The organism is Sphingobium sp. B10D7B, assembly GCF_025961955.1.
GTDB lineage: Bacteria > Pseudomonadota > Alphaproteobacteria > Sphingomonadales > Sphingomonadaceae > Sphingobium.
Genome location: NZ_JAOQOQ010000001.1, coordinates 802,950 through 827,014 on the forward strand (window position 1 = coordinate 802,950; position 24,065 = coordinate 827,014).

Below are 24,065 nucleotides of genomic sequence, written 5' to 3' on the forward strand. Positions count from 1 at the left end.
TAGACAGGCCTGATGCTGCGGCGATCGCGTTTGGGCAGGTGTTCCCGTGCAGGTGGGACTTTCATGGCGATCCTGCTGGCGGCGCAGGGCGCGCTGACGTGCGACCGCGCGCTGGCGCAAACGTCGCCCGGTCAAGCCACCCCATCGCCCGACGCCGCGCAGGACGCGCTCGATCTCGGTGACATGCCCGACATCGGCCTCGACTGGCCGGACCTTGATCAGTCGGGGGAAACTCTGGCAGTGGAGGGCAGTGACGCCGGAGGAGAGGCCGAGCCCGCGCTAGCTGGCGGGCAGGGGACAGCAACGCCTGCAACTGAAGCTCCCGCCGGCACTGAGCCGGACCCCCTAGGCGGCACGGCGGGCGAAGCGGCAGCCCTTGCTGCGCTCGACCCCACCCAGCCGCTGCGTTATCAGCTCAATCTTGAAGGGCTGGATGATGCTGCCGATCCCATGTTCTACAGCCGGTTCGATGCACTATCGGCGCTGCGGACGGGGGAAGGCGACCGTGCCAGCATCGCGCAGATCCGGCGTCGGGCGCAGACCGATGAGGAACTGCTCGAAGATCTGCTGCGCACCCGGGGCTATTATGAGGGCCGGAGCCGTGCGCGCTTTGGCGTCAGTGGAGCAAGTGACCCCTATGTCCGCGTCGCGCTACGGGCCGTCCCCGGCCAGCGCTTCGCCCTGAGCGCGGTGGAGGTGTTCGGGCTGGACGGGACGATGGCGGACGGCAAGCCGTTGCGCTCGCTTTTCCCCGTGAAGGTGGGAGACCCGGCCGACACCGACACCATATTGGCCGCGACGAGCGCGCTGCGCGTCAGCCTCGAAGAGGGCGGCTATCCATTTGCGCAGGTGCGCGAGCCGGTGCTCACGGTCGACCACCAGCAGCGCCAGGCCCTGCTTAGCCTCAATGCCGATACCGGTGACTTTCTTCGCTTCGGCTCAATCCGTGTGAATGAGGGCGCGCCGTTCGATGCGCGGCACGTGGCCGTCATCAGCCGCTTTTCTCCGGGCGACCCGTTCAAGCAAAGCGAGCTTACCGATCTCAACCGGGCCATTGTCGCGACCGGGTTGGTCTCCCAGCTCACCATCACGCCCGAAGCGCGGCCTGACCGCGAGGCGGTGGACATCGTCGTGAACATGACCCGCGCGCCGCCACGGACGATCGCCGGGGAAATCGGTTATGGCACCGGCGAAGGCGCGCGCGTGGAAGTGCGCTGGCAGCACCGAAATCTGGTGCCGCCGGAAGGGGCGGTGACGCTGCGCGGCGTGATCGGTACGCAGGAACAGAGCGCGTCCGCGATCTTCCGGCGCAACAATCTCTGGCAGCGCGATCAGGCTCTCAATGGCGAGCTCAGCATCGCCAATGTCGATCAGCCGGCTTATGACGCGCTGACCGCAGGCATCGCCGCGAGCCTGGAAAAGCACACCAACCTGATATTCCAGAAGGAATGGACCTGGTCCGCCGGCCTTGAGTTGCGTGTCAGCGACGAGCGGCGCCTTTATGAGGGCTCGCCCGATCCGGTGCGGCGCCGCTATCTCATTCTCGCCCTGCCGACGAGCCTGACCCATGACGGCAGCGACGATCTGCTCGATCCGCGCAAGGGCTTCCGCCTCGGCGGGCGCCTGTCTCCCGAACTGTCCCTGCAGGATGGCGCCTTCGGCTATGTCCGCGCGCAGATTGATGGCAGCACCTATATTCCGGTCGGCGAGCGACTGACCATCGCCGGGCGCGCGCGTCTGGGCACCATCGTCGGCGCGTCGGCCGACCGCATTGCGCCGACGCGGCGCTTCTACGCCGGCGGCGGCGCCTCGGTGCGCGGCTATGCCTATCAGGCCATCGGCCCGCGCGATCTCAATAACGATCCGGTGGGCGGACGTAGCCTCGGCGAAATCTCGCTGGAAGCGCGCTATCGCTTCGGTAGCCTCAACCAGTTCGGCATCGTGCCGTTCATCGATGCCGGCACGATTTCGCCCGATCCCCTGCCGACGATCCGCGAGATGCGTGTCGGCGCGGGCCTTGGCTTTCGCTATTACAGCAACTTCGGGCCGATCCGGATCGATGTCGGCACCCCGCTCAATCCGCAACCGGGAGACTCGCGCATCGGCGTCTATGTGTCGCTGGGGCAGGCCTTCTGATGGCCGCGCAAGACGAGCCCGTGCCGGAGGGTGCCTCGGAGCAGGCGCCGCCGCCGCCCCGCCGCAAGCGTTCGCTGCTGCGCTCGGGGTTCAGCCTCTCGGTCATCCTGCTCATCGTGGCGCTGGTGGTGGCGCTCTGGGGTGGGGTGCGCTGGCTGGATAGCGAAGGCGGCCATCGCTTCATCATCCGCAAGATCGCGCAGTGGGAGGCGACCTCCGGCCTGCGCATCACCGTGGGCGCCATTGAGGGGCGCGTCTTCAACGACATGGTGCTGCGCGATGTGCGCTTTTTCGATACGCAAGGGCAGTTCGCCAGGGTCGATCGCGCCGATGTGAGCTGGTATCCGCTCGGCTGGCTCTCCAACCGGCTCGATCTTGATCGGCTGCATATCCATTCGGCCGACCTTTCCCGCCGGCCCGCGCTCAAGCCCTCGACCTCGCCCAAGCAGCCGCTGCTGCCGGGGTTCGACATTCGGCTGGCGGACCTGCGGGTGGACAGGCTGGGCATCGGCCCGGCGGTGCTGGGTGAGGCGCACGTCGTCCGCGCCATCGGCAATGCCGACGTGCGCTCCGGTCGCGCGGTCATCGACCTGCTGGCGACCGCACCGCGCACGGGCGATGTGCTGCGTGTGGCGCTGGACAGTCGCCCGGACGATCGTCGGTTCGATCTCGATGCGATTGTCGTCGGGCCACAGGGCGGCGTGATCGCGAGTACGCTGGATGCCCAGCAACCGGTTTCGCTTCGCATCCATGGCGATGGCGACTGGCGCCGCTGGAAGGGCCGGCTGACGGCGCTGACCGCCAACCGCCTCACCGCGAACGTCGCACTGACCGCAGTTGAGGGCCGCTATCAGGCGAAGGGCCCGTTGGCCTTGCTCGGCCCGCTCGAACCGCTGACCGTGCTGGGGAGCCAGCAGGCGCAGATCGAGACGGACCTGCGGTTCGACAACCGGCTGCTCTCGGGCAGCGCCTCGCTGGCGATGCCGGCGGCCAAGCTGACCGCCAATGGCGGCGTGGATTTCGGCCGCAATCGGTTCGATGAGCTGCGCGTTTCGGCGGTCGTCGCGCAGCCCGGCCAATTGGCGAAGGGCGTTGCGGGCCAGTCCGTCAATCTGCGCGCCCGGCTGTCCGGTGCATTCGATGCCATGGAGGTGGGGTATCTGCTGACCTCTGCCGAGCTGCGGCAGGGCGGGTTGGCGCTTCGTAACATCCGTCTGGAAGGCGAGGGCCGGCTGAACGGCCCGCGCGGACGCTTCCCCATCCGGCTGACGGCGCAGGCACTCACTGTCGGCCAGCGCGCTGTGGACGAGCGGCTGCGCAATCTCGTTGTTCAGAGCGTGCTGCTGAAGAATGGCGATGATCTGCGCATGGATCCCTCGGACGTGCGGGCGAGCGGTTTTCGCGGGCAGATCGAGGGGCAAGGCAATCTCGGCTCTGGGAGCTATCTCGCGAGTTTTCGTGGCGGCCTGAATGGACTGGAGATTGCCGGCCTGGGTCGGCTCGATCTCGATGCCGTGCTGCGGCTGGCCCGACCGCCGCAAGGGCAGAGCAGCTTTTCCGGCACTGCCCGCGCGACGATGCGGCGGCTCGACAATGGCTTCCTGCGTGGCCTTGGGGACGGGTTGCCGGTCATCACCAGCCAAGTCGGGCTGGCGTCGGGCGGCGGCATCGCGTTGCGCGATCTGCGGCTGGTGGCGCCCGCGCTCACCCTTTCCGGCCAAGGGCGGATCGACGGCGCTGGTCAACTCGATCTTCGCGGGCAGGGCGAGCATCGCGATTATGGTCCTCTGCAACTGGCGCTTGCCGGCAAGCCGGATCGCCCCCGGGTTGACATCACCCTTGCGCGCCCGCTGCCGGCAGTCGGCCTCGCCAATGTCCACGCGCTGCTGACCCCTGACGATCAGGGCTATGCCGTGACGGTCGAGGGCGGCTCGATGTTCGGCACCTTCGCCGCGACCGGCGCCATCCTGCTGCCGCGCGGTGGCGCCGCGACCATCTCGGTGGCGGATCTGGGGGTTAGCGGCGTCACGGTGCGCGGCGATCTGGTGCCGGTCGATGGCGGCTTGCAGGGCGCCCTGTCGCTCTCCGGTCCCGCCGAGGGCGCGGTGACGCTGGGGATGGTCGATGGCGTGCAGCGCATCGGCTTCGATGTCGACCTGAGCGGCGCCAATTTCACAGGCTCGCCGGGCATCGTCATCAATCGTGGCTCGCTGGAGGGCGAAGCGCTGCTCCGTCCTGGCGCGGTGACGATCAACGCCAATGCGCAGGGTCGCGGCGTGCGCGTTGGTGGCGTGCGGATCGGGCGGTTCGCCGGCGCGCTCAAGCTGGTCAATGGCGAAGGAACGGCCACCGTCTCCATGAACGCGCGGACGGGGCGCAGCTTCGATCTGCAGGCGCGGGCCGGCATCGCGCCGAACCGGATCAGCATCGATCTGGATGGCTCGCTGGATGAGTCGGCGATCCGGCTCGACCGAACGGCGGTGCTCAGCCGGGAAGGGGATGGCTGGCGTCTGGCGCCAGCGACCCTGCGGATGCAGCGCGGCGCCCTGCGCCTGTCCGGCTTTATCGGCGGAACGCGCACGGAGTTGGACGCCACAATGCAGGCCGTGCCGCTGCTGCTGCTCGATCTCGCCAATGACGATCTGGGATTGGGCGGCACCATGGACGGCACGGCGCATTATGTCGCGCCGGTCGACGGGCCGCCGACCGGCAAGCTCAACCTGCGCGTCAAGGGCCTCACTCGCTCTGGCCTGGCGCTCAGCTCAGCGCCGATCGATATGGGCCTTAATGCCGAGCTGGATACGCGCCGGCTGGCAGCCCGCGCCGTGGTGGCGCGTGGCGGCAAGGTGGTCGGCCGCGCGCAGGCGCTGGTGACGCCGCTCGGCAGCGGGTCGCTGAGCCAGCGGCTGTTCCGCTCGCCCTTGCAAGCCCAGTTCCGCTATGCCGGCGATGCCGACACGCTCTGGCGGCTCACCAATGTCGAGATCGTTTCGCTGGGTGGCGATCTTCGCCTCTCCGCCAGCGCCGGCGGCACCTTGTCCGATCCTCGGATCGAGGGGACGCTCTCTACCCGCAATGGCCGCATTACCAGCCCGGTGACCGGCATGGTGATCCGCGATGTGCAGGCAAGTGGCCGGTTCAACGGATCGCAACTGTCGATCCCCGACCTCCAGGGCCGGGCCGGCAGCGGCAAGGTCACCGGCACGGCCGTGTTCGATCTCTCCGCCGAGCGCGGCATCGGCATGGATATCGCGCTGCAGGCAGATCGCGCAGTGCTGATGGACCGCGACGATGTCGGCGCGACAGTGACCGGCCCCGTACGCATCGTCTCCTCCGGCAGCGGGGGCACGATCTCGGGCAATCTGGAGGCTGTCTCCAGCCGCTTCACGCTCGGGCGCGCCAGTTCGTCGACGGAAATCCCGCGTCTGCGTCTGGTGGAGATCAACCGCTCGGGCGATCAGGTGGAGCGGGCGCGGGCGGATGCGCCCTGGCGGCTCGACATTACCGCCAAGGCGCCGCGCGGGCTCATCGTTGAGGGGCTAGGGATGCAGAGCGAATGGTCGGCCGATCTCAAGATCGGCGGGCTGGCGACCGCGCCGGCCTTTTCCGGCGTGGCGACGCTGACGCGCGGCACCTATGATTTCGCGGGGCGCCGGTTCGACCTGCAGGAGGGCCGCCTGACCTTTACCGGCAGCACGCCGGTCAATCCGCGCCTCGATATCCGCGCGGTTGCGGACGTGCAGGATCTGAGCGCGACGATCAACGTCACTGGCACCAGCATGCGGCCGATCATCGCCTTCTCCAGCATTCCGGCGATGGCGCAGGATGAACTGCTCTCCCGCCTGCTGTTCGGCACCTCCATCGCCAATCTCTCGGCGCCTGAGGCGTTGCAACTCGCCTCGGCCGTGGCGGCATTCCAGGGCGGGGGTGGCGGTCTCGACCCGATCAACGCCGTCCGCCGCGCGACCGGTCTCTCGCGGCTGCGTGTGCTGGCGGCCGACACCACGACGGGGCGGCAAACGTCCATCGCCGCCGGCAAGAACATCGGCGATCATCTCTATGTCGAGCTGATTACGGATGGGCAGGGCTATAGCGCCACCAGCATCGAATATCAGATCACCCGCTGGCTGGCCTTGATCTCTACCGTGTCGACCATCGGCCGGCAGAGCGCGGCGGCGCGAATTTCCAAGGATTATTGAGCCGGAACGGGTGTGGTCAGTCGCCGGCGCCAGCTTCCGTGGCGGAACCAGTAGAGGCAGAGCAAGGCCGCCGCGACATTGGCAATCGGGTAGCTCCACCAGATGCCTGCGACGCCCCAGGGGGTGGCATAGGCGATCAGATAGGCGGCCGGCATCTGGAACCCCCATTGCATAATGATCGAGATGATCATGGAGTGGCTCGGGCTGCCCGCGCCCCGGAATGCCCCGAGCAACGCTTGCGGCACGGTGAGTACGCCCAGAAAGGGGAAGTAGACATAGGCGAAGGTCGAGGCGAGGGCGATCACATCCGGTTCGCCCGGCGCCAGTGTCGCCATGATCGCGGGCACGAACGGCAGGTTCATGAGGCCGATCAGCGTCATCCCGCAAAAGCCGAGCCAGGCCGAGAGGCGCGCAGCCTGCTCCGCGCGCTCGGTGAGGCCGGCGCCGATATTCTGGCCGACCACGGCGGCGGTCGCGATGGAGAGGCCGAGCATCGGCGTGAACCAGAAGAATAGCGGCCGCGTCCCCACGCCATAAGCGGCGAGGCCGAGCGTGCCGAAGCTGGCGGCCAGGGCCATGAGCAGCACCGAGCTGAAGGTGCGGATCGCCTGCTCGATGGAGGCCGGCAGGCCGAGCCCCAGCGCCAGGCGGATATGCGACCAGTCCGGCCGAAAATGCCGGGCCCGCACATGCAGGACGGATCGCCCTGAGAGCATGTGATGGAGCAGCACCAGCAGCGCGCCGATCTGTACGATCACCGTCGCCAGCGCAGCCCCGGCAATGCCCAGGGCGGGAAACGGCCCGATGCCGAAGATCAGCAGCGGATCGATCAGTGCATTGGCGATGACGCTGCCGATCTGCACGCGCATGGCAAAGCGCACCTCGCCGGCGGCCTGCAACATCGCCTGCATGGCCATGAAGCCAAACATCGGCACCATGCCGATGAAGCGGACGTGCAGATAATCGGTTGCCCGCGCATGGATCGCCGGTTCCACACCGATCAGGGTGAGCACGGCCGACGCCGACAAGGCGCCCGCGAGGGTGAAGGCCAGCGCGACGATGCCGACCATCAGCAGGGTCTGCGCCGCGACATGATCGAGCGCCTCTATGCGCCGCGCACCCATATTCTGCGCGATCAGCACGGCGCCGGCGGTCGATAGGCCTGAGCCCAGGCCGATCAGCACGAAGAACAGCGGGCCGCTGGCGGTCACCGATGCAATTGCGGCCTCGCCGAGCCGACCAACCCAGAAGGCATTGACAATATCGCAGCTGGCCTGCGCGAGATTGGTGACGGTGATCGGCCAGGCTACGCGCAGCAGCACCGTGAGCAGCCGCCCTTCCGTCATCGAGACGCTTCTGCCGCTCATTGTCGCGCGATCCTCCCCCAGCTTCGCTCAGGGGTAGAGAGCGGCCCTGCGGATGACAAGCGACGATGATTCGCGCGCCCTATGCGTGAAGTCGGCGTGGGTCATCGGCATTCACCCACAACAAAAGGCCCGGGATCTTTCGATCCCGGGCCTTCCGTTTCGCTTAATCCTGGGGATCAGGAGCTGTAGTACATGTCGAACTCGACCGGGCTGGGCGCCATTTCCCAGCGGTACACTTCCGGCCACTTCAGCTCGATATAGGCGTCGATCTGGTCCTTGGAGAACACGTCGCCCTTGAGCAGGAAGTCGTGGTCGGCTTCCAGGCTGTTCAGCGCTTCACGCAGCGAGGCGCAAACCGTCGGAACCTGGCTCAGCTCCTCGGGCGGCAGGTCGTAGAGGTTCTTGTCCATCGCCTCGCCGGGGTGGATCTTGTTCTCGATGCCGTCGAGGCCGGCCATCAGCAGCGCGGCGTAGCACAGATAGGGGTTGGCCATCGCATCGGGGAAGCGGAACTCGACGCGCTTCGCCTTGGCACCCGAACCGTAAGGAATACGGCAGGAAGCCGAGCGGTTGCGGGCCGAATAGGCCAGCAGCACGGGCGCCTCGAAACCGGGGACCAGACGCTTGTAGCTGTTGGTCGTCGGGTTGGTGAAGGCGTTGAGGGCCTTGGCGTGCTTGATGACGCCACCGATGAAGTACAGGCACATGTCGGACAGGCCCGCATAGCCGTTGCCGGCGAACAGCGGATTGCCCTTGTCCCAGATCGAGATGTGGGTGTGCATGCCGGAGCCGTTGTCCTGCGCGATCGGCTTGGGCATGAACGTGGCGCTCTTGCCATAGGCCTGGGCGACCATCATCACGACATACTTGTAGATCTGCATGCGGTCAGCGGTGGTGACGAGCGTGCCGAAGGTGAGGCCCAGCTCGTGCTGCGCAGCGGCCACCTCATGGTGGTGCTTGTCGCAGGGGAGGCCCATTTCGAGCATGGTCGTGACCATCTCGGCGCGGATGTCCGTGCAGGGATCGACCGGCGCGACGGGGAAGTAGCCGCCCTTAGCGCGCGGACGGTGGCCGAGGTTGCCGGCCTCATATTCGCGGCCGGTGTTGGTCGGCAGCTCGATGTCGTCGATCTTGTAGAAGGACTCGTTGTAGTCCGTGTTGAAGCGGACGTCGTCGAACATGAAGAACTCGGCTTCCGGGCCGACATACACAGTGTCGCCGAAACCGGCGGCCTTTACATAGGCCTCGGCGCGCACGGCGGTCGAGCGCGGATCGCGACCGTAGAGTTCGCCGCTCGAAGGCTCGACGATGTTGCAGAACAGGATCATCATCGGCGTCGCGCTGAACGGATCGACATAGACCGCGTCCAGATCGGGCTTCAGGATCATGTCGGACTCGTTGATCGCCTTCCAGCCCTCGATGGAGCTGCCGTCGAACATGAGGCCTTCCTCAAGCTCGTCCTCGCCCAGCACACCGGCGCACATGGTCAGGTGCTGCCACTTGCCCTTGGGATCGGTAAAGCGCAGATCGACCCATTCGATCTCCTTTTCCTCGATCATCTTGAGGATGTCTTTGGGCGTATTGGCCATGAGGATGTTACCTTCTCTTTGGTCTGAGTTGTTGCGGGTCTTCGGTCAGCGAACGGAAACGGTCAGATGGCAGCTTCGTCGAGCTCGCCGGTGCGGATGCGCACGGCCTTTTCGACGGGGATGACGAAGATCTTGCCGTCGCCGATGCGGCCCGTCTGTGCGGCGCTGGAGATGGCATCGACCACGCGATCGACGATCTCGTCCGCCACCACCACTTCGAGCTTCACCTTCGGCAGGAAGTCCACGACATATTCGGCGCCGCGATAAAGCTCGGTGTGACCCTTCTGTCGCCCGAAGCCCTTCGCCTCCGTGACGGTGATTCCGGATACGCCGACTTCGTGCAGCGCTTCCTTCACATCATCCAGCTTGAACGGCTTGATGATTGCTTCCACCTTCTTCATGTCAAACGCACCCCTTTGTTTCGCGGTTTGATTGCGGACCGCGACATGCTGCCCGGACGATTTCGACCCAGGCGACATGCGCGACCGCGCAGGAAATCGGACGCTACAGCGCCCGTTCGCGAATCACCAGCGAAGCATTGGACACTTTGCGGTGACTTGTCGATATTGCCCGGATTTCGGGCATTTTGGACAGCAGTTGCCCAAATAATAGGCACCGATCTGCGCCTGTCGAAACACGAGCTCCGGATAGCGGCCAGCGTCAATAAGGCGGGCGGTGCAAACCCTTGGGGCTGAGCGTGAAAATCTCGCAGCCATCCTCGGTAATGCCGATCGAATGCTCGAACTGCGCCGAGAGCGATCGGTCGCGCGTGACCGCCGTCCAGCCATCCTCGAGCATCTTCACGGTCGGCTTGCCGGCATTGATCATCGGCTCGATGGTGAAGATCATGCCCGGCCGCAATTCGGGGCCGGTGCCGGGCCGTCCGACATGGATCACCTCGGGCGCGTCATGGAACACCCGGCCGAGGCCGTGGCCGCAGAAATCCCGCACCACGCCATAGCGATGCCGCTCGGCATAGCTCTGGATCGCATGGCCGATGTCGCCGAGATGATTGCCCGGCTTGGCCTGCTCGATGCCCAGCATCAGGCAGTCATAGGTCACGTCGACCAGGCGCCGCGCCTTCACCGGTACATCGCCGACCAGGTACATGCGGCTGGTGTCGCCATGCCAGCCCTCGACCAGCGGGGTGACGTCGATGTTGACGATGTCGCCGTCCTTGAGCGGCTTGTCGCCCGGCATCCCGTGGCAGATCACATTGTTGAGGCTGATGCAGCAGCTATAGGCATAGCCGTGATAGCCCAGTGTCGCGGGGACGGCGCCGGCATCCAGCATCATCTGGCGGATGAAATCATCGATGTCGGAGGTCTTCGCGCCCGGCACGACCAGTGGTACGATCGCATCGAGAATCTCGGCGGCCAGCCGGCCCGCCTTGCGCATTCCGGCAAAGCCCTCCGGGCCATGCAGCTTGATGGCGGAGGTGCGGACGTTCTGGGTTTCGGCGGTCGGCGTGAGATAGGTCGTCATCCGCTCCATATAGGGGGAGGCGTGCGGAAAGGCGATAGGCTTGCCAGGGGAAGGGGGGACGCAATGCAGGACGCTGCCGAAATAGCCGGAGGGGACCTCAGCGGAGGCTGCGCGTGCGGCGCGGCGCGCTATCGCGTTTCGCGCGCGCCGATCTTCGTGAACAATTGCCACTGCCGGCGCTGCCAGGTGCAGACGGGGTCGACGTCGGTCGTCAACATGTTCTTGGAAGCGGAATGCGTGGACCTCTTGAGCGGAAGGCTCAGCGAGCATGTCGTAAAGGCAGGCAGTGGCGGCGACCACATCATCTGCCGTTGCACTGCATGCGGCACGGCGCTCTGGAGCTATTATCCCCGGCTGGGCAGGCTCGGCGCGGGGGTGCGGGTCGGCACGCTGGACGACCCTGCTCGGGTGAAGCTGGACGCAGTGATCTTCACCGCCAGCAAAATGCCATGGACGGCGCTGCCCGAGGATATCCCGTGCTTTGAGGCTACCTACAATCCGGCGGAACTCCTCCCGCCCGACCGTTTCTCGCGCCTTGAGGCGCTCATCGTCCAGCGCGCGGCTGGCGGCGGATGACAGCGCAGGGCAGAAATTTTCCGGTCTCGCTTGGCGCGATGCGGCGCCGGGTCTAAAGCCGGACCATGAGCGAACGCATCTGGACTGCCGCCCTTCTCGTGATCGGCGACGAGATTCTTTCTGGTCGCACGCAGGACCGCAATGTGGCGCAGATCGGCACCTGGCTGAACGTGCAGGGCATCCGCCTGCGGGAAGTGCGCGTGGTGGGCGATGATGCGGCGGCGATCGGCGAGGCAGTGAATATTCTGCGCGCCCGCAACGATTATCTCTTCACCACCGGCGGCATCGGCCCCACGCATGACGATATCACCGTCGATTCCATTGCGGCTGCCTTGGGCGTGCCCGTGGTCGTCCATCCCGAAGCGCGTGCAATTCTGGAAGCCTATTACGCCTCGCGCGGTGGCATCAACGAGGCGCGGCTGCGCATGGCGCGCGTGCCGGAGGGCGCCGCGCTGATCCCGAATCATTATTCCGGCGCCCCGGGTATCCAGGTCGGCAACATCTTCATCATGGCCGGTGTGCCGCACATCACAGCAGGCATGCTCGCGGAACTGACCGGCAAGCTGGAGGGCGGCGCGCCGCTGCTCTCGCGGACGATCGGCTGCAATGTCGCCGAAAGCGAAATTGCCGATCAGCTCGCCCAGATCGAGCGGCGGCACGAGGGGTGCCAGATCGGCAGCTATCCCTTCTTCCGCGAAGGCAAGGTCGGGGCCAATTTCGTAGTCCGCGCCACCGATCAGGCGCGGCTCGACGCCTGCGTGCACGATCTCAACGCGGCGCTGGTCGCGGCGGGTTTTCAGCCGGTCGACGGCGGTATCTGACACACAGAGGGCGGCCCGCGCCTGGCGGTGATGCGGGGGCGTGCTCTATCCCGCATATTCCGTCGCGCGAACGAACATCCGCACGAGACGCTGGCGAAGGGCCTGACGCTGGTCGAAATTGTCGATGGTAGCGGCGCGCGCGAGATCCCCGCAACGCCCCGAGAACTGCACTGCCCCGGTATCCTCGGCGCAGCGCGCGAGCCAGCCGGCCGATGTGGCAACGGCGCGGTCATGGATCGTCAGCGCGCGGGTGCAGAGTGCTGGCATGTCGTCGGTGCAGCCCATCGCGAAGGCCAGATAAGCGATATAGTCGGGCGCCCACAAATCGTCGGAGACGCCCATCGCATCAGCGTCGGGAATGTCGTCCGCAAGGATTTCGCAGCCATTTCCGTCGATGAACGGGCTGTCATTGTGTAGGAAGCAGGCGCGGGACAGGATGTTGAACGCCCTGTCCAACTGTGGTTGGCCGGCGAGGCCCCTGCGGTAGATGATCCCCAGATATTTGCAGGCATAGGGGCCGATCCCGATGTCGGATGAATCGCAGACGCGCGCCATTTTCTCCTTCGCGTCGCCATAGTCCCGCAGCGTGCTGTTCAGAAAATAGATCTTCCCGGCCTCATAGCAGCCGCCCACTTGAAAACCCGCGTCGCAGGATGCTTCATAGGCGGCGAGGGCGGCGCGTGCATCGCCCCGCCGTTCCGCCGCGACGCCAGCCTGCCAGCAACTGTCGACGTTCGAGTCTTTCACGCAGGCAGCGGAAGACGGCTCGCCCCCGGAGGAGGCCTGCGCCGGCTGGGCAGTCGCTGCGCTCGAGAGAAACATCGCGCCGATCATCATGACGAGGGCTGCCAGCGCTGATCGCATTCTTTGTCTCCCGAGCCGACGAATGGGCCGCATCAGTCAGGAAGCGGCCATCACGCGCTGAATCTGCCGACCTCCGCTGCGTGGATCAAGCGCAGTGGAGCGGCCACCCTCAAATGCACCGTGCGAGCGGGAAAATTCAACCGGTTCGGCGGCTTAATGCTGGTAGGAATTTCTGGAAATTGGAGCGGGTGAGGGGAATCGAACCCCCGTCGTCAGCTTGGGAAGCTGCTGCTCTACCATTGAGCTACACCCGCTAAGGTGCTGAGTAACAGAGGGAAATCCGGGATTTTAGGAAAGTTGTTCCGACTTTTTGCCGGTCGGAATCCCGACTCTGTTCTGAGGTTTCGCCTAAACTTCCGCTTCTTCGCCGTCAATGGGCTGGACGAAGCGTCGCGCCCGGGGGCGCAGCACACGTGTACGGGAACCCACATGGGCTGATGACGTTCAGATTCATGAAGCGAACGCTTTGTTCGGGCCACTAAGTGCTGCCATGCGAAATCTGGGGGAAGTAGGATCGTCACGAATATCCCTTATTGTGGCGCACCACCGGACCCGAGCCTGCTGCTCCTTAGCTGGAACTTCGATCCCTGGTTGTTGGCCGCCATGCTGGGCGGGACGATCCTGCTGCTCGCGACCGTCGGGCGACAGCAGCCCGGTCTCGTGGCCGCCGGTTGCGGCATCATGCTGGTCGCCTTCGTGTCGCCGCTCTGTGCGCTCGCAAGCGCATTGTTCTCCGCGAGAACCGTGCACCACATTCTGCTGGTCGTCTGCGCGGCGCCGGTCTTTGCGCTTCTTCTGCCGCGCGGGCGCTCCGGCAGCGCGGCGCTGCCCTTCGCTGTATCCACGGGCACGCTCTGGCTTTGGCACATCCCCGCTTTCTACACGGCAGCGCTCAATCATCATGCCCTGTACTGGCTGATGCAGATTTCCCTGCTCGGCACCGCCATCTGGTTCTGGCGCGCGATACTTTCGGCGCGTGCGGCATGGCCTGCCGCGATGGTCACGCTTGCCGCCGGGGTCGGGCAGATGGGCCTGCTGGGCGCCCTGATCACCTTCGCGCCCGGCGTGCTCTATCCCCATCATCGCATCGCGCCCCTGGCCTATGGGATCGATCCCTTGCACGATCAGCAGCTTGCCGGGTTGATCATGTGGGTGCCGGCGATGCTGCCTTATGCCGTGATCGCCGGATTGATCGCGCGGCGCGCCTGGAGCGATGGCTGGCGGTGGGCACCCGCGTGACAGCATGGATTCCGCTCATCAAGGGATTGCACATCGCCGCGATCCTGTTGTGGGCCGCCGGCCTGATCGCCTTGCCGCTGCTGTTGGCGCAGCATGAGCGCGGGCAGGGCCAGCAGGCTTATCAGCGCATCCGCCGGTTCTCCCATTATGGCTATACGCATTTGCTGACGCCGGCTGCGGTGGTCGCGGTTTCGGCCGGCACGGCGCTGCTGTTCCTGCGCGAAGTGTTCGTGCCGTGGATGTTCGCCAAGCTGCTGTTCGTTGGGCTGCTGGTCGGGCTGCACGCCTGGATTGGTAATCTGGTCGTGCGGATGGGCGAGCATGGCAATCAGCGCCAGCCCTCGCCGATCCTGCCGCTCGTGCTGCTCGCCCTCCTTCTGTGCGCGGCGATCTTTGCGATCGTACTAAGCAAGCCCTCCATCGACTTGACCATGCCGGACTGGCTGACGACGCCGCGCGGCCGTCAATTGCCGGTCGACGAGGTGCCGATTTGATAGTCAAACACCAGCTTGCCGCCATGCCACCCGGCAAAGGCCACGAAAATGGCCGACAGCACGGAGAGCAGCAGGCCATAAGGGAGCACGGCGGACTCATAACCGGACAGCCGATAGCCCCAATTGGCGCCGAGGACGGACAGCAGGGTGATCGCGACGATGAAGTGCGTCCAGCTTGCCGCACGAGCGCGAATACCCGGCACGCTAAGCAGCTCGACGGTTCCGGAAAGGCCGGCGAGCAGGCCCATCAGAAAGGCCATGCCGGTGCTCCACAGCGCCGCGCGCGCCCAGAAGCCGTCTCCGGTCCACCAATAGAAGAGATCGGCGCCCAGCGCGCAGGCCGCGAGGCCGATGGGGAACGAGACGAGCATGGCGTGAACGGGGTGGCCGGACACGGCGATTTTCGATTCCGCGTCATCGAACGAGGGGTTCGCGCTGATGGGGTCGGTCAGCGCATCTTCGCGCTGTTCGGTGCTGGGCATGGCCGTCCTTTACGCTGTCTGCGCTCTCGGGTCATAATGCCCGGCGCGGCCTTTTTCTCCAGCGGCTGTGCCGGCCGCTACTCGACGCTGGAGCCCGCAGGGCCGGCGGCGGATGCTATCGCGTCCTTGTGGTGGGTCATGCTGACCGGGGCGGTCGCGATCCTTGTGCTGGTCTTCGCGCTGCTCGCGCTCGCCTTTCGACGCGGCTCACTGGAGCGCCCGACCTCGGCCAAGCGGTGGATCATCGGCGGCGGGCTCATCTTCCCGTCCGTCGTTCTCGTCGCGCTGCTGGCTTATGGTCTGGTCATTGGCGAGCGGCTGCTGCCGCGCAACGATGCGCAGACCCTGCGCGTCATCGCCGAAGCGAGCCGGTGGCAGTGGACCTTCACGCAGCCCGGCCGCACCGGCGATGTCGTCACGCAGGATGTGCTCAACATTCCCGCCGGCCAGCCGGTTGATGTCGAACTGCGGACGCTCGACGTCATTCACGCTTTCTGGGTGCCGCGTCTCGCGGGCAAGATGGATGCCATTCCCGGCCATCGCAATGTCCTGCGCATCGAGGCCAGCGTGCCGGGCGTCTATCATGGCCTGTGCGCCGAGTTTTGCGGCCCGGGGCACACGGGTCACGCTTTCCGCGTCGTCGCGCATGATGGGGCGGGCTGGGCGCGCTTTGTGGCGGGGAACGAGCAGTGAAGGCGCTCCAGCTTCATCGTGCCCTAGAGCGCATCTGGGGAACGCCGCGCGGCTGGCGGGGCACCATCTCGACGGTCAATCACAGCGTGATCGGCGTGCGGTTGATGGTAACCGCCTTCATCTTCTTCCTGATCGGCGGCCTTCTGGCCATGCTGATCCGCGCCCAGCTGGCGACGCCGGGCAGCGCCTTTGTGGGGCCGGATATCTACAACCAGCTGTTCACGATGCATGGCAGCATCATGATGTTCCTGTTCGCGATTCCCATGTTCGAAGGGTTCGCGATGTACATGCTCCCGAAGATATTGGGCGCGCGCGATCTCGCCTTCCCGCGTATCACGGCCTATGGCTGGTGGTGCTATCTGTTCGGCGGCACGATGCTGATCGTGGCCATGCTGCTGGGCGTCGCGCCCGATGCCGGCTGGTTCATGTACACGCCGCTCTCGTCCAAACCCTATTCGCCGGGCATCAATTCCGACTTCTGGCTGCTTGGCATCACCTTTGTGGAGATTTCCGCGATGGTGACGGCGGTCGATATCGTCGTCTCGATCCTTAAATTGCGGGCGCCGGGCATGTCGTTGGATCGGATGCCGCTATTCGCCTGGTACATGCTGGTGACGGCGCTGATGATGCTGATCGGCTTCCCGCCGCTCATCCTCGGCTCCATCCTGCTCGAACTGGAACGCGCGTTCGGCTGGCCGTTCTTCGACGCGGCGCGCGGCGGGGACTCCCTGCTGTGGCAGCACCTCTTCTGGCTGTTCGGCCACCCGGAGGTCTACATCATCTTCCTGCCCGCAGCGGGCGCGATCTCGACGATCCTGCCGGTCATGGCGCGGACCCGCATCCTTGGATATGGCTGGATCGTGGCGGCGATCCTCGCGCTCGGCTTCCTGAGTTTCGGGCTGTGGGTCCACCACATGTTCAACGTCGGCATTCCGCATATGGCGCTGGCTTTCTTCTCCGCCGCCTCGACCCTGGTGGCGGTGCCGACCGGGGTGCAAATCTTTGCCTGGCTGGGCACGCTATGGGCGGGCCGGCCGCAGATGAAGCTGCCGATGCTGTACCTGATCGGCTTCTTCGTCACCTTCGTGATGGGCGGGCTGACCGGCGTGATGGTCGCCATGGTGCCGTTCAACTGGCAGGCGCATGACAGCGCCTTCGTCACCGCGCATCTCCATTATGTGCTGTTCGGCGGCTTCGTCTTCCCGATGCTGGCGGCGGCCTATTACTGGCTCGGGCATTTTACGGGGCGGCAGTATAGCTACACGCTCGGCAAGGCGGCCTTCTGGCTGATCTTCACCGGCTTTCACCTGACCTTTTTCCTGATGCATCTGGTCGGCCTGCTCGGCCAGCCCCGCCGCATCGACAGCTATCCCGAGGGGCTCGGCTGGACGGGCTATAATCTGCTCTCGTCGGTCGGCGGCTTCGTGATGGCGACCGGTGTGGCGCTGTTCGTCATCGACATTGCGCTGCAGATTTTCCACGCGCCGCGCACCCGCCGCAATCCTTGGAATGCGGGGACGCTGGAATGGGCGATGATGCTGCCGCCGCCATCCTACAACATCGCGAGCCTGCCCCATGTCGATGATCGCGAGCCGCTCGAAAAGGCGCCCGACCTTGCGCTTTCGCTGGCGCGCGGGGAGGGCTATCTCGCTGAGCCGCGCCATGGTTGGCGCGAGACGCTGGCCGTCGACACGGCAAGCGGGCGGGTGGAGCACATCGTCGTCCTGCCGGGCAACACGACGCTGCCTTTGTGGACGGCGATGGTCACCGGCAGCTTCTTCCTGCTGATGCTGTTCAAGCTCTACATCTTGACGCCGGTGCCGCTCATCCTGCTGGCGGCGCTTGGCTGGCGCTGGGCGTGGCTCCTTGGCGATAAGCAGGTTCGCGGCGCGCTGCCCATCGGACATGGGGTCGAGGCGCCGCCCCATGCCGAGATAGGCGGATCGCCCGGCTGGTGGGGCAGCGTGTTCCTGCTGTTCGCCAATGGCACCTTCTTCGGCGCGCTCCTTTTCGGCCATGCCTTTCTCTGGATCATCGCCCCGAACTGGCCCCCGCCGGCGCTCGTCCTGCCTTCCCTCCCGATTTTTCTGGCGGGGATCGTGGGGGCGGGGATGGCCACGCTGTTCGGCCGCCGCCTGCGCCATGTTGCCATTGCCGGGGGTGGACTGGCGACGTTGCTGGCTGCGTTGATCGTGACCGCCTGGCTGCTGGCCCCCGAGCCCACGCTGCATGCTTATGGGGCGGTGGTGGCCGTACTGCTCGGCTATGCCATGCTGCATGGGGCACTCGCTCTGCTGATCGGCCTGTTCGTCTGGCAACGGCGTCGGGCAGGATATGTGGCCGCCACCCATGGCGCCGAGCCCAGGATCGCGCGGCTCTGGGCGGATTATGCCATTGTCGTCTGCGCCGTCACGCTCATGTGCACCCATCTTCCCGGATTGCTGGCATGACCGCGTTGTTCCGAGCGATGGCAGGGCTGATCGCCTGGGCGGCGGCATTTGCGCTGCTATATGCCGTGCAGGGCCTCGCCTGCGCCTGGGGCTGGGACGATGCCCGACTCGCTAGCGTGAGCGCTGCGCGGGTGGTGCTGGTCGTCATCTACCTGGTTTCAGTCGGCGCGGCAGCATGGCTATGCTGGGTCTTTCGGCCCCGCACCGGTCGCATGGACCTGCTCGCCTGGCTTGCCTTTGCCAGCGCCGTTACCGGTCTGGTCAGCATCTTGTATACCGGCATACCGGTACTCACTGCGACCATCTGCACGTGAGAGCTCGCCTAGCCGGGAGGAAGGCCGTCGCCGGACGCGCTGTCGACGCCGGCCTCTCAGGGCGACCTTGATCGAGCCGGACATTCGCCGGGCTGATCTGGAAATCCGCGGCTTTTCCAACCTTCGGCGCGTGACAAGCGCGCGAAACGCCCCTTATGGTGGCCCCGCTCCGTAACAAGCGATCAGTGCAGGCATCGCTGGGCGGAAGGCGACAGGAGGGGAAATTCGTGAGCAACAGGGTTCACCGCTGGCACACGCGGCTGATGGTCGCGGCAGGCGCCGCGCTTCTGGCAACGACGGCGACACCAGCCATGGCGCAGGCCTTTGGCGAGCGCAGTGCGGTCAATATTCTCACGTGCAACCGCGACTGTCTGATCGGCTATGCGCGCGATTACATGGCGGCGCTGGCGAAGAAGGACCCCTCGTCCCTCAAGCTCGCGGCGGACGTGCAGTTTACCGAGAACAATGTCGTCATCCCGATCGGCAAGGGCCTGTGGCGCTCGATCAGCAAGGTTGCGCCGACGGGCCTCGAAGCCGCCGATCCGCTCACCGGGCAGGTCGCCTGGTTCGGCGTCGTGTGGGAGCATGGCGAGCCGGCTTATTATGCGATGCGGATGCGCGTGCAGAATGGCAAGATCGACCAGATCGAGACGGTCGTGCATCGCCGCACGGGTCTGCCGGCGCCCTTTGGCGATCCGGACAAGGTCGCGCATCACCCTGCCTTCAACGAGGTTCTGCCGCCCGATCAGCGCGTCTCGCGGGCGCGGCTGATTGCGGTGGCGCAGAGCTATTTCAACACCGTCGAGCGCAATGACGGCACCGTCTTTGCGCCGTTCACCGACGATTGCGGGCGGCTGGAGAACGGCATCAGCACGACCGCGCCGGGCAAGGGCGTTTCCGCCGAGCCGGGCGCGAATGGCAATGCGGCTTCGCTGGCCTCGGGCTGCCTCGAACAGTTCAAGCTCGGCATCTACTACATTAACAAGCGCATCCGCGAGCGGCGCTTCCCGCTGGTCGACGAGGAGCGCGGCGTCGTCATCGCCTCCGGCTTCTTCGATCATGACAATGAGGTGGACCGCTACAAGCTGACCGACGGGCGCGAGATGAAGACCGCGCTCAAATGGCCGAACTCGATCACGCTCTTGGAAGCCTTCCGCGTGAGAGACGGCGCGATTCAGGAGATCGAGGCCGTGTTCACCTATGTGCCCTATTTCATGCACAATCCTTGGGCGACCGGCCGCGAGCATGGGGAGCAGGGCGAATGAGGCGCGCGTTTCTCACCGCAGCCGCGCTCTGCGCGCTCGTCACCGCGCCGGCCATGGCGCAGACCACGGCACAATCTTCTGCGCCTTGCGACTCCGCCTGCCTCAGCCAGCTCGCGGGCAGCTTTATGAGCGCGATGGCCAAGGCCGATCCGGTCGGCGTGGCATGGGCCGATCCGGTGCTCTACGCCGAGAACAGCGTGCCGGTGCGCATCGGCGAAAGCTCCTGGGTCACGATCAAGGCGGTCGATGATGCGCCGCTGGTTGTGACGGACAGCCAGACCAGACGCGTGGTCTGGTTCGGCTCTGTCGAGGATCATGGCCAGCCCGGCTTCTACGCCATGGACATGGCGACGGAGGGCGGCAGGATCGCCGCCGTGCAATCCGTCATTCGTCGCAAGCAGGGGCGCCAGCCCTTCGGTGATCCGGTTACCTACGCGCCGGCCAAGAGCCTGACGAGCAGCCTCAGCCCGAAGGCACGTCTGCCGCGCGGTCAGATGACGGCGCTGGTCGACGCTTATTTCTCCTCTGTCGCCGCGAATGGGGAAGGACCGGCGGTCAGCTTCGACAAGGGCTGCACGACCATCGAGAATGGCGTGCCGGTGACTGGGCTGCTGGCCGCCAAAAGTGCAAAGGATGCCGGCTGTGCGGCGCCTTTGACGCGCGGCCTGTTCGGCGAGGTCGAGGCGCTGCGCCATGAGGTCGTGGCCATCAACGAGGCACGCGGGCTGGTCGCCGCGATCGGCTATCGCGACCTCTCCGGGGCGCAGATGCAGTTCACCGGACGGGACGGCCAGAGCTACCCGGCTGAGGCCCATTATGCGCGCACCGTCGGTTTCGTGAGCATCTTCAAGATCGCCAATGGCCGCATCACGCGGATCGAGACGATCTCCAACGAAGTGCCCTATCTCATGCCCGCGCCGTTTGCGAGGCCGCTGCCGAAGGACATCATCGTCGCGGACAAGGGCGTGTTCCCCGAGAATGCCGACGTCGATTCCAAGGGCAATTTCTACATCAGCAGCTTCAAGGGCAATATCTACCGCGCTGTGCCGGGTAGCGCGCAGGCCATCGCCTGGATCCGCCCGGACGAGAAGAACAAGCTCGCAGCAGTGCTGGGCGTGCTCGTCGACGAGCGGACCAACACACTTTGGGCCTGCTCGGTGCCGATGGGGCAGGCAGGGGCGGTGTCCGCGCTCGTCGCCTTCGACCTGGCATCGGGCGATCTCAAGAAGCGCTATGAGATGCCGGCCCCAGCCAGCGCCTGCAACGACATCGCGCTCGCCAAAGATGGCACGGCCTATATCGCCGAGACCACCAATGGGCGCATCTTCACGCTGGCGCCGGGTGCGCAGGCGGTGTCGCTGCTGGTCGAGGATAAGGCCATGCTCGGCGGTGTCGATGGCATCGCCTTCAGCGAGGATGGCACGCTCTACGTCAACAATGTCCGGCAGAACATAATGCTGCGGGTCAATCGTCGGGCGGACGGCAGCTTTGACGGCCTGACCAAACTCAATGTCTCGCAGCCGCTCAACGGGCCGGACGGCCTGCGGCCCGTTGGGGGGAATCGCTTCCTGCAGGCCGAAGGGCCGGCAGGGCGGATCAGCCTGCTCACCATCGAAGGAGATGATGTGACCGTGAAACTGCTCAAGGACGGCATGGACGGCGTGCCCGGCGTGACGCTTTTCGATGGCTTTGCCTATGCGGTGGAGAGCAAGGGCCGCTTCCTCTTCGACCCCGCTCTCAAGGGGCAGGACCCGGGCGCCTTCGCCTTGCGGGCCGTGCCGATGGGAGAATTGCGATGAGCCGCGCGGCATGGCTGGCGCTGGGGATGGGCGCGTTGCTCGTCGCGGCCGGGCCGGTACAGGCCCAGAGCGCTATCGATCGCGAGATAGACACGCTCACCACGCGCGTCGAGAAACTGGAGGGCGCCCGCGCGGTGATGAAGCTGCAGCGCGCCTTTGGCTATTATCTCGACCGGGGCTTGTGGCAGGACGCTGCCGATCTGTTTGCGGACAAGGGCAGCATCGAGATCGGCGCCGATGGCGTCTATATCGGCAAGGACCGCATCCGCGATTATCTGAAGGCCCTGCATGGCGGGCAGGATGGGCTGATCTATGGCCAGCTCAATGAGTGGGTGACGCTCCAGCCGGTCGTGGATGTCGCGCCCGATGGCCGCAGCGCCAAGGCGCGCTGGCGTGACCTCGGGATGCTCGGCCAGCACAAGCAGCACGCCGAGTGGCGCGACGGCATTTACGAGAATGATTATGTGAAGGAGGACGGCGTGTGGAAGATCGCGCGGTTGCACCTCTACATCAATTTCGTGGCGCCTTATGAAAAGGGCTGGGCTCGGCTCAAGCCCGGCGAAGGGCTGGTGCGCAGCGCGGCCAGCAAGGCGATGCCGCCGGATCGCCCGTCGACCAGCACGCGCGCCTTCCCGGATCGCACGCTCCCGCCGTTCCACGCGCCCAATCCCGTGACTGGCCAGCCCGTGTCGGAGACCGTGCAATGAGCGCCCGCACCAGCATCATGGCCGCGCTGATCGCCGGCCTTGTCATCACGGCGCCTGCGCCGGCCGCGGCCCAGAGTGACGCGTCCCTGCGCGGCAAGGTCGCCGCCTATCAGAAGCGGGTGCAAGCGCTGGAGGACCAACTCGCCATCGAGAACCTCACCGCGACCTTTGGCTATTATTTCGACAAGGGCCTGTGGAACCAGGCGGCGGACCTGTTCACCGCGCGCGGGCAGTTCGAATATGGGCAGCGAGGGGTCTATATCGGTCCGGCGCGCATCCGGCAGGCGATGCTGCTCTTTGGGCCGCAGGGCCTGAGCGCGGGCAGCCTCAATAATCACATGATGCTGCAGCCCGTTGTGGTCGTCGCGCCGGATGGCCGCAGGGCGACGGGCCGCTGGCAGGGCATGGTGATGCTCGCCCGACCCGGCGAGAACGGCCGTTGGGGCGTTGGCATCTACGAGAATAAATATGTGAAGGACGGCGGGGTGTGGAAGTTCGACACGCTGCACTTCTACGTCACTGCCATGACCGATTATGATCTCGGCTTCGCCAAATATGCAATCCAGATGGACGGGCCGAGCGCGTTGTTCCCGCCGGACAAGCCGCCGACGGAGGTCTACCGCTCCTTCCCGAACGCTTATCTCCCGGCGTTCAGCTACGATCATCCGGTCACTGGCCAGTCGCTCAAGGCGCTGCCGATGGAGGGCGATGACATCGTTGGCCGCCCGGATCGCGGCATGGAGAGCGGCAAGCGCGAAGAGAGCAGCGCAGCAAAGGGAATGAGGCAACCATGATGAACCGGACCCGCATCGTCGCGGCCCTGATCGCCGCATCCGCCCTGCTTCCTGTGGCGCAGGCCTCGGCGCAAACCGCAGCCGAACGCCTCGCCGCGCTGGATGAGCGCATCACCCGACTGGAAGACCTCAACGCCATCGAGAAGCTGCAGCGCAGCTATGGCTATTTCGTCGACAAGAGCCAGTGGCATCCACTGTCCGAACTGTTCACCGATGATGCCACGCTGGAGATCGGCGGCAAGGGCATCTTCCTCGGCAAGGCGCGGGTGCTCGAATATATGCAGAAGGCCTTCGGGCCGGACGGCACCAAGAAGGGTGCACTCGCCAACCACATGCAGTTCCAGCCGATCCCGGACATTTCCGCCGACGGCAAGACCGGCTGGGTGCGGGCGCGGGCCTTCGTGATGAGCAATGGCGGCTGGGGCCTGCCGCTCTACGAGAATGAGTATCGTAAGGAGAATGGCGTCTGGAAGATCAGCCGCCTGACCGGGCCCTTCACCATGTACACCAGCTGGGAAGGCTGGGGCAAATGGGCGATGAACAACACCTGGCCGGACAAGTTCGATCCGCCGCCGGACCTGCCGCCCTCGGTGGTCTACCTGACCTATCCCGCTTATTACATCGTGCCGTTCCACTACCCCAATCCGGTCTCCGGCAAGGTGTTCACACCGGATCGGGATGAAGTCGGCGCCTATCACCGCCCGCCGGGCACGAAGGCGCAGATGGATTCGCTCAAGGTCGGTCGCTGGGTTGATGGATCGCAGCCGATTGGCCAGCCGCCGAAGGACTGA

At 65.6% G+C, this 24,065-nt stretch carries 20 protein-coding genes and 1 tRNA gene; 14 read left to right on the forward strand and 7 right to left on the reverse strand.

The window, feature by feature from the left end; translation table 11 throughout:
- Window positions 1–63 precede the first annotated feature (63 nt).
- Window positions 64–2,136 carry an autotransporter assembly complex protein TamA gene (locus M2331_RS03695; protein ID WP_181559028.1) on the forward strand — a complete coding sequence of 691 codons (2,073 nt, stop codon included), beginning with the start codon at window positions 64–66 and terminating at the stop codon, window positions 2,134–2,136.
- Window positions 2,136–6,335, forward strand: a complete 4,200-nt coding sequence (locus M2331_RS03700) for a translocation/assembly module TamB domain-containing protein (RefSeq protein ID WP_181559029.1) — start codon at window positions 2,136–2,138, stop codon at window positions 6,333–6,335. Before M2331_RS03695 ends, M2331_RS03700 begins: the two co-directional genes overlap by 1 nt.
- Here the strand turns inward: M2331_RS03700 and M2331_RS03705 are convergent.
- From M2331_RS03705 to map, 4 genes are all read right to left on the reverse strand, one after another.
- Entirely contained in the window at window positions 6,329–7,702 is a 1,374-nt protein-coding gene (locus M2331_RS03705; RefSeq protein ID WP_181559030.1) for an MATE family efflux transporter, read from the reverse strand. The two genes, M2331_RS03700 and M2331_RS03705, sit on opposite strands and share 7 nt — an antisense overlap.
- 176 nt (window positions 7,703–7,878) lie before the next feature.
- Window positions 7,879–9,291, reverse strand: coding sequence for a type I glutamate--ammonia ligase (glnA, locus tag M2331_RS03710; RefSeq protein ID WP_181559031.1), 1,413 nt, complete (start codon window positions 9,289–9,291; stop codon window positions 7,879–7,881).
- A 62-nt stretch (window positions 9,292–9,353) separates the two neighbouring features.
- Window positions 9,354–9,692, reverse strand: coding sequence for a P-II family nitrogen regulator (locus M2331_RS03715; protein WP_181559032.1), 339 nt, complete (start codon window positions 9,690–9,692; stop codon window positions 9,354–9,356).
- Window positions 9,693–9,951: 259 nt separating this feature from the next.
- A complete protein-coding gene (map, locus tag M2331_RS03720) occupies window positions 9,952–10,776 on the reverse strand; it encodes a type I methionyl aminopeptidase (RefSeq protein WP_181559033.1) in 825 nt (274 codons plus the stop codon).
- A gap of 63 nt (window positions 10,777–10,839) precedes the next feature.
- Between map and M2331_RS03725 the strand changes: the two genes are divergently transcribed.
- The gene (locus tag M2331_RS03725; RefSeq protein WP_181559034.1) at window positions 10,840–11,352 is read left to right on the forward strand and encodes a GFA family protein; all 513 of its coding nucleotides are present in this window, start codon (window positions 10,840–10,842) and stop codon (window positions 11,350–11,352) included.
- Between the two features lie 65 nt (window positions 11,353–11,417).
- A complete protein-coding gene (locus M2331_RS03730) occupies window positions 11,418–12,173 on the forward strand; it encodes a competence/damage-inducible protein A (RefSeq protein ID WP_181559035.1) in 756 nt (251 codons plus the stop codon).
- Window positions 12,174–12,218: 45 nt separating this feature from the next.
- Here the strand turns inward: M2331_RS03730 and M2331_RS03735 are convergent, their stop codons facing one another.
- Both M2331_RS03735 and M2331_RS03740 read right to left on the reverse strand, forming a co-directional pair.
- On the reverse strand, window positions 12,219–13,037 hold the full coding sequence (locus M2331_RS03735) for a hypothetical protein (protein ID WP_181559036.1): 819 nt from the start codon (window positions 13,035–13,037) through the stop codon (window positions 12,219–12,221).
- Between the two features lie 180 nt (window positions 13,038–13,217).
- Window positions 13,218–13,291: transfer RNA gene (locus M2331_RS03740), tRNA-Gly, on the reverse strand.
- Window positions 13,292–13,640: 349 nt separating this feature from the next.
- On the opposite strand from M2331_RS03740, the gene M2331_RS03745 reads away from it, so the two are divergent.
- Together M2331_RS03745 and M2331_RS03750 are read left to right on the forward strand one after the other, a co-directional pair.
- Complete coding sequence (locus M2331_RS03745; protein WP_181561350.1) at window positions 13,641–14,276, forward strand: cytochrome c oxidase assembly protein; 636 nt, start codon at window positions 13,641–13,643, stop codon at window positions 14,274–14,276.
- Window positions 14,261–14,770 carry a CopD family protein gene (locus M2331_RS03750; protein ID WP_264592280.1) on the forward strand — a complete coding sequence of 170 codons (510 nt, stop codon included), beginning with the start codon at window positions 14,261–14,263 and terminating at the stop codon, window positions 14,768–14,770. The genes M2331_RS03745 and M2331_RS03750 overlap by 16 nt, the downstream gene beginning before the upstream one ends.
- On the opposite strand, the gene M2331_RS03755 is transcribed toward M2331_RS03750, so the two are convergent.
- The gene (locus M2331_RS03755) at window positions 14,740–15,252 is read right to left on the reverse strand and encodes a DUF2231 domain-containing protein (RefSeq protein ID WP_220128507.1); all 513 of its coding nucleotides are present in this window, start codon (window positions 15,250–15,252) and stop codon (window positions 14,740–14,742) included. The genes M2331_RS03750 and M2331_RS03755 overlap by 31 nt on opposite strands.
- Before the next feature lie 36 nt (window positions 15,253–15,288).
- On the opposite strand from M2331_RS03755, the gene coxB reads away from it, so the two are divergent.
- From coxB to M2331_RS03795, 8 genes are all read left to right on the forward strand, one after another.
- Window positions 15,289–15,945, forward strand: a complete 657-nt coding sequence (gene coxB, locus M2331_RS03760) for a cytochrome c oxidase subunit II (RefSeq protein ID WP_220128508.1) — start codon at window positions 15,289–15,291, stop codon at window positions 15,943–15,945.
- The gene (gene ctaD / locus M2331_RS03765; RefSeq protein ID WP_181559038.1) at window positions 15,942–18,395 is read left to right on the forward strand and encodes a cytochrome c oxidase subunit I; all 2,454 of its coding nucleotides are present in this window, start codon (window positions 15,942–15,944) and stop codon (window positions 18,393–18,395) included. Before coxB ends, ctaD begins: the two co-directional genes overlap by 4 nt.
- Window positions 18,392–18,709: a hypothetical protein gene (locus M2331_RS03770; protein WP_181559039.1), complete on the forward strand. Its 318-nt coding sequence runs from the start codon at window positions 18,392–18,394 to the stop codon at window positions 18,707–18,709. The genes ctaD and M2331_RS03770 overlap by 4 nt, the downstream gene beginning before the upstream one ends.
- A gap of 227 nt (window positions 18,710–18,936) precedes the next feature.
- Window positions 18,937–19,974, forward strand: a complete 1,038-nt coding sequence (locus tag M2331_RS03775; protein ID WP_181559040.1) for a hypothetical protein — start codon at window positions 18,937–18,939, stop codon at window positions 19,972–19,974.
- On the forward strand, window positions 19,971–21,773 hold the full coding sequence (locus M2331_RS03780) for an SMP-30/gluconolactonase/LRE family protein (RefSeq protein WP_181559041.1): 1,803 nt from the start codon (window positions 19,971–19,973) through the stop codon (window positions 21,771–21,773). The genes M2331_RS03775 and M2331_RS03780 overlap by 4 nt, the downstream gene beginning before the upstream one ends.
- Window positions 21,770–22,480, forward strand: a complete 711-nt coding sequence (locus M2331_RS03785) for a nuclear transport factor 2 family protein (RefSeq protein ID WP_181559042.1) — start codon at window positions 21,770–21,772, stop codon at window positions 22,478–22,480. Before M2331_RS03780 ends, M2331_RS03785 begins: the two co-directional genes overlap by 4 nt.
- Entirely contained in the window at window positions 22,477–23,274 is a 798-nt protein-coding gene (locus tag M2331_RS03790) for a nuclear transport factor 2 family protein (RefSeq protein ID WP_181559043.1), read from the forward strand. Before M2331_RS03785 ends, M2331_RS03790 begins: the two co-directional genes overlap by 4 nt.
- Complete coding sequence (locus tag M2331_RS03795) at window positions 23,271–24,065, forward strand: nuclear transport factor 2 family protein (RefSeq protein WP_181559044.1); 795 nt, start codon at window positions 23,271–23,273, stop codon at window positions 24,063–24,065. Before M2331_RS03790 ends, M2331_RS03795 begins: the two co-directional genes overlap by 4 nt.

Coding starts and splice junctions, on each gene's coding strand:
- M2331_RS03695 (WP_181559028.1), top strand. CDS start 64: ATGGCGATCCTGCTGGCGGCGCAGGGCGCGCTGACGTGCGACCGCGCG.
- M2331_RS03700 (WP_181559029.1), top strand. CDS start 2,136: ATGGCCGCGCAAGACGAGCCCGTGCCGGAGGGTGCCTCGGAGCAGGCG.
- M2331_RS03705 (WP_181559030.1), bottom strand. CDS start 7,702: ATGAGCGGCAGAAGCGTCTCGATGACGGAAGGGCGGCTGCTCACGGTG.
- glnA (WP_181559031.1), bottom strand. CDS start 9,291: ATGGCCAATACGCCCAAAGACATCCTCAAGATGATCGAGGAAAAGGAG.
- M2331_RS03715 (WP_181559032.1), bottom strand. CDS start 9,692: ATGAAGAAGGTGGAAGCAATCATCAAGCCGTTCAAGCTGGATGATGTG.
- map (WP_181559033.1), bottom strand. CDS start 10,776: ATGACGACCTATCTCACGCCGACCGCCGAAACCCAGAACGTCCGCACC.
- M2331_RS03725 (WP_181559034.1), top strand. CDS start 10,840: ATGCAGGACGCTGCCGAAATAGCCGGAGGGGACCTCAGCGGAGGCTGC.
- M2331_RS03730 (WP_181559035.1), top strand. CDS start 11,418: ATGAGCGAACGCATCTGGACTGCCGCCCTTCTCGTGATCGGCGACGAG.
- M2331_RS03735 (WP_181559036.1), bottom strand. CDS start 13,037: ATGCGATCAGCGCTGGCAGCCCTCGTCATGATGATCGGCGCGATGTTT.
- M2331_RS03745 (WP_181561350.1), top strand. CDS start 13,641: ATGCTGGGCGGGACGATCCTGCTGCTCGCGACCGTCGGGCGACAGCAG.
- M2331_RS03755 (WP_220128507.1), bottom strand. CDS start 15,252: ATGCCCAGCACCGAACAGCGCGAAGATGCGCTGACCGACCCCATCAGC.
- coxB (WP_220128508.1), top strand. CDS start 15,289: ATGCCCGGCGCGGCCTTTTTCTCCAGCGGCTGTGCCGGCCGCTACTCG.
- M2331_RS03770 (WP_181559039.1), top strand. CDS start 18,392: ATGACCGCGTTGTTCCGAGCGATGGCAGGGCTGATCGCCTGGGCGGCG.
- M2331_RS03780 (WP_181559041.1), top strand. CDS start 19,971: ATGAGGCGCGCGTTTCTCACCGCAGCCGCGCTCTGCGCGCTCGTCACC.
- M2331_RS03785 (WP_181559042.1), top strand. CDS start 21,770: ATGAGCCGCGCGGCATGGCTGGCGCTGGGGATGGGCGCGTTGCTCGTC.
- M2331_RS03790 (WP_181559043.1), top strand. CDS start 22,477: ATGAGCGCCCGCACCAGCATCATGGCCGCGCTGATCGCCGGCCTTGTC.
- M2331_RS03795 (WP_181559044.1), top strand. CDS start 23,271: ATGATGAACCGGACCCGCATCGTCGCGGCCCTGATCGCCGCATCCGCC.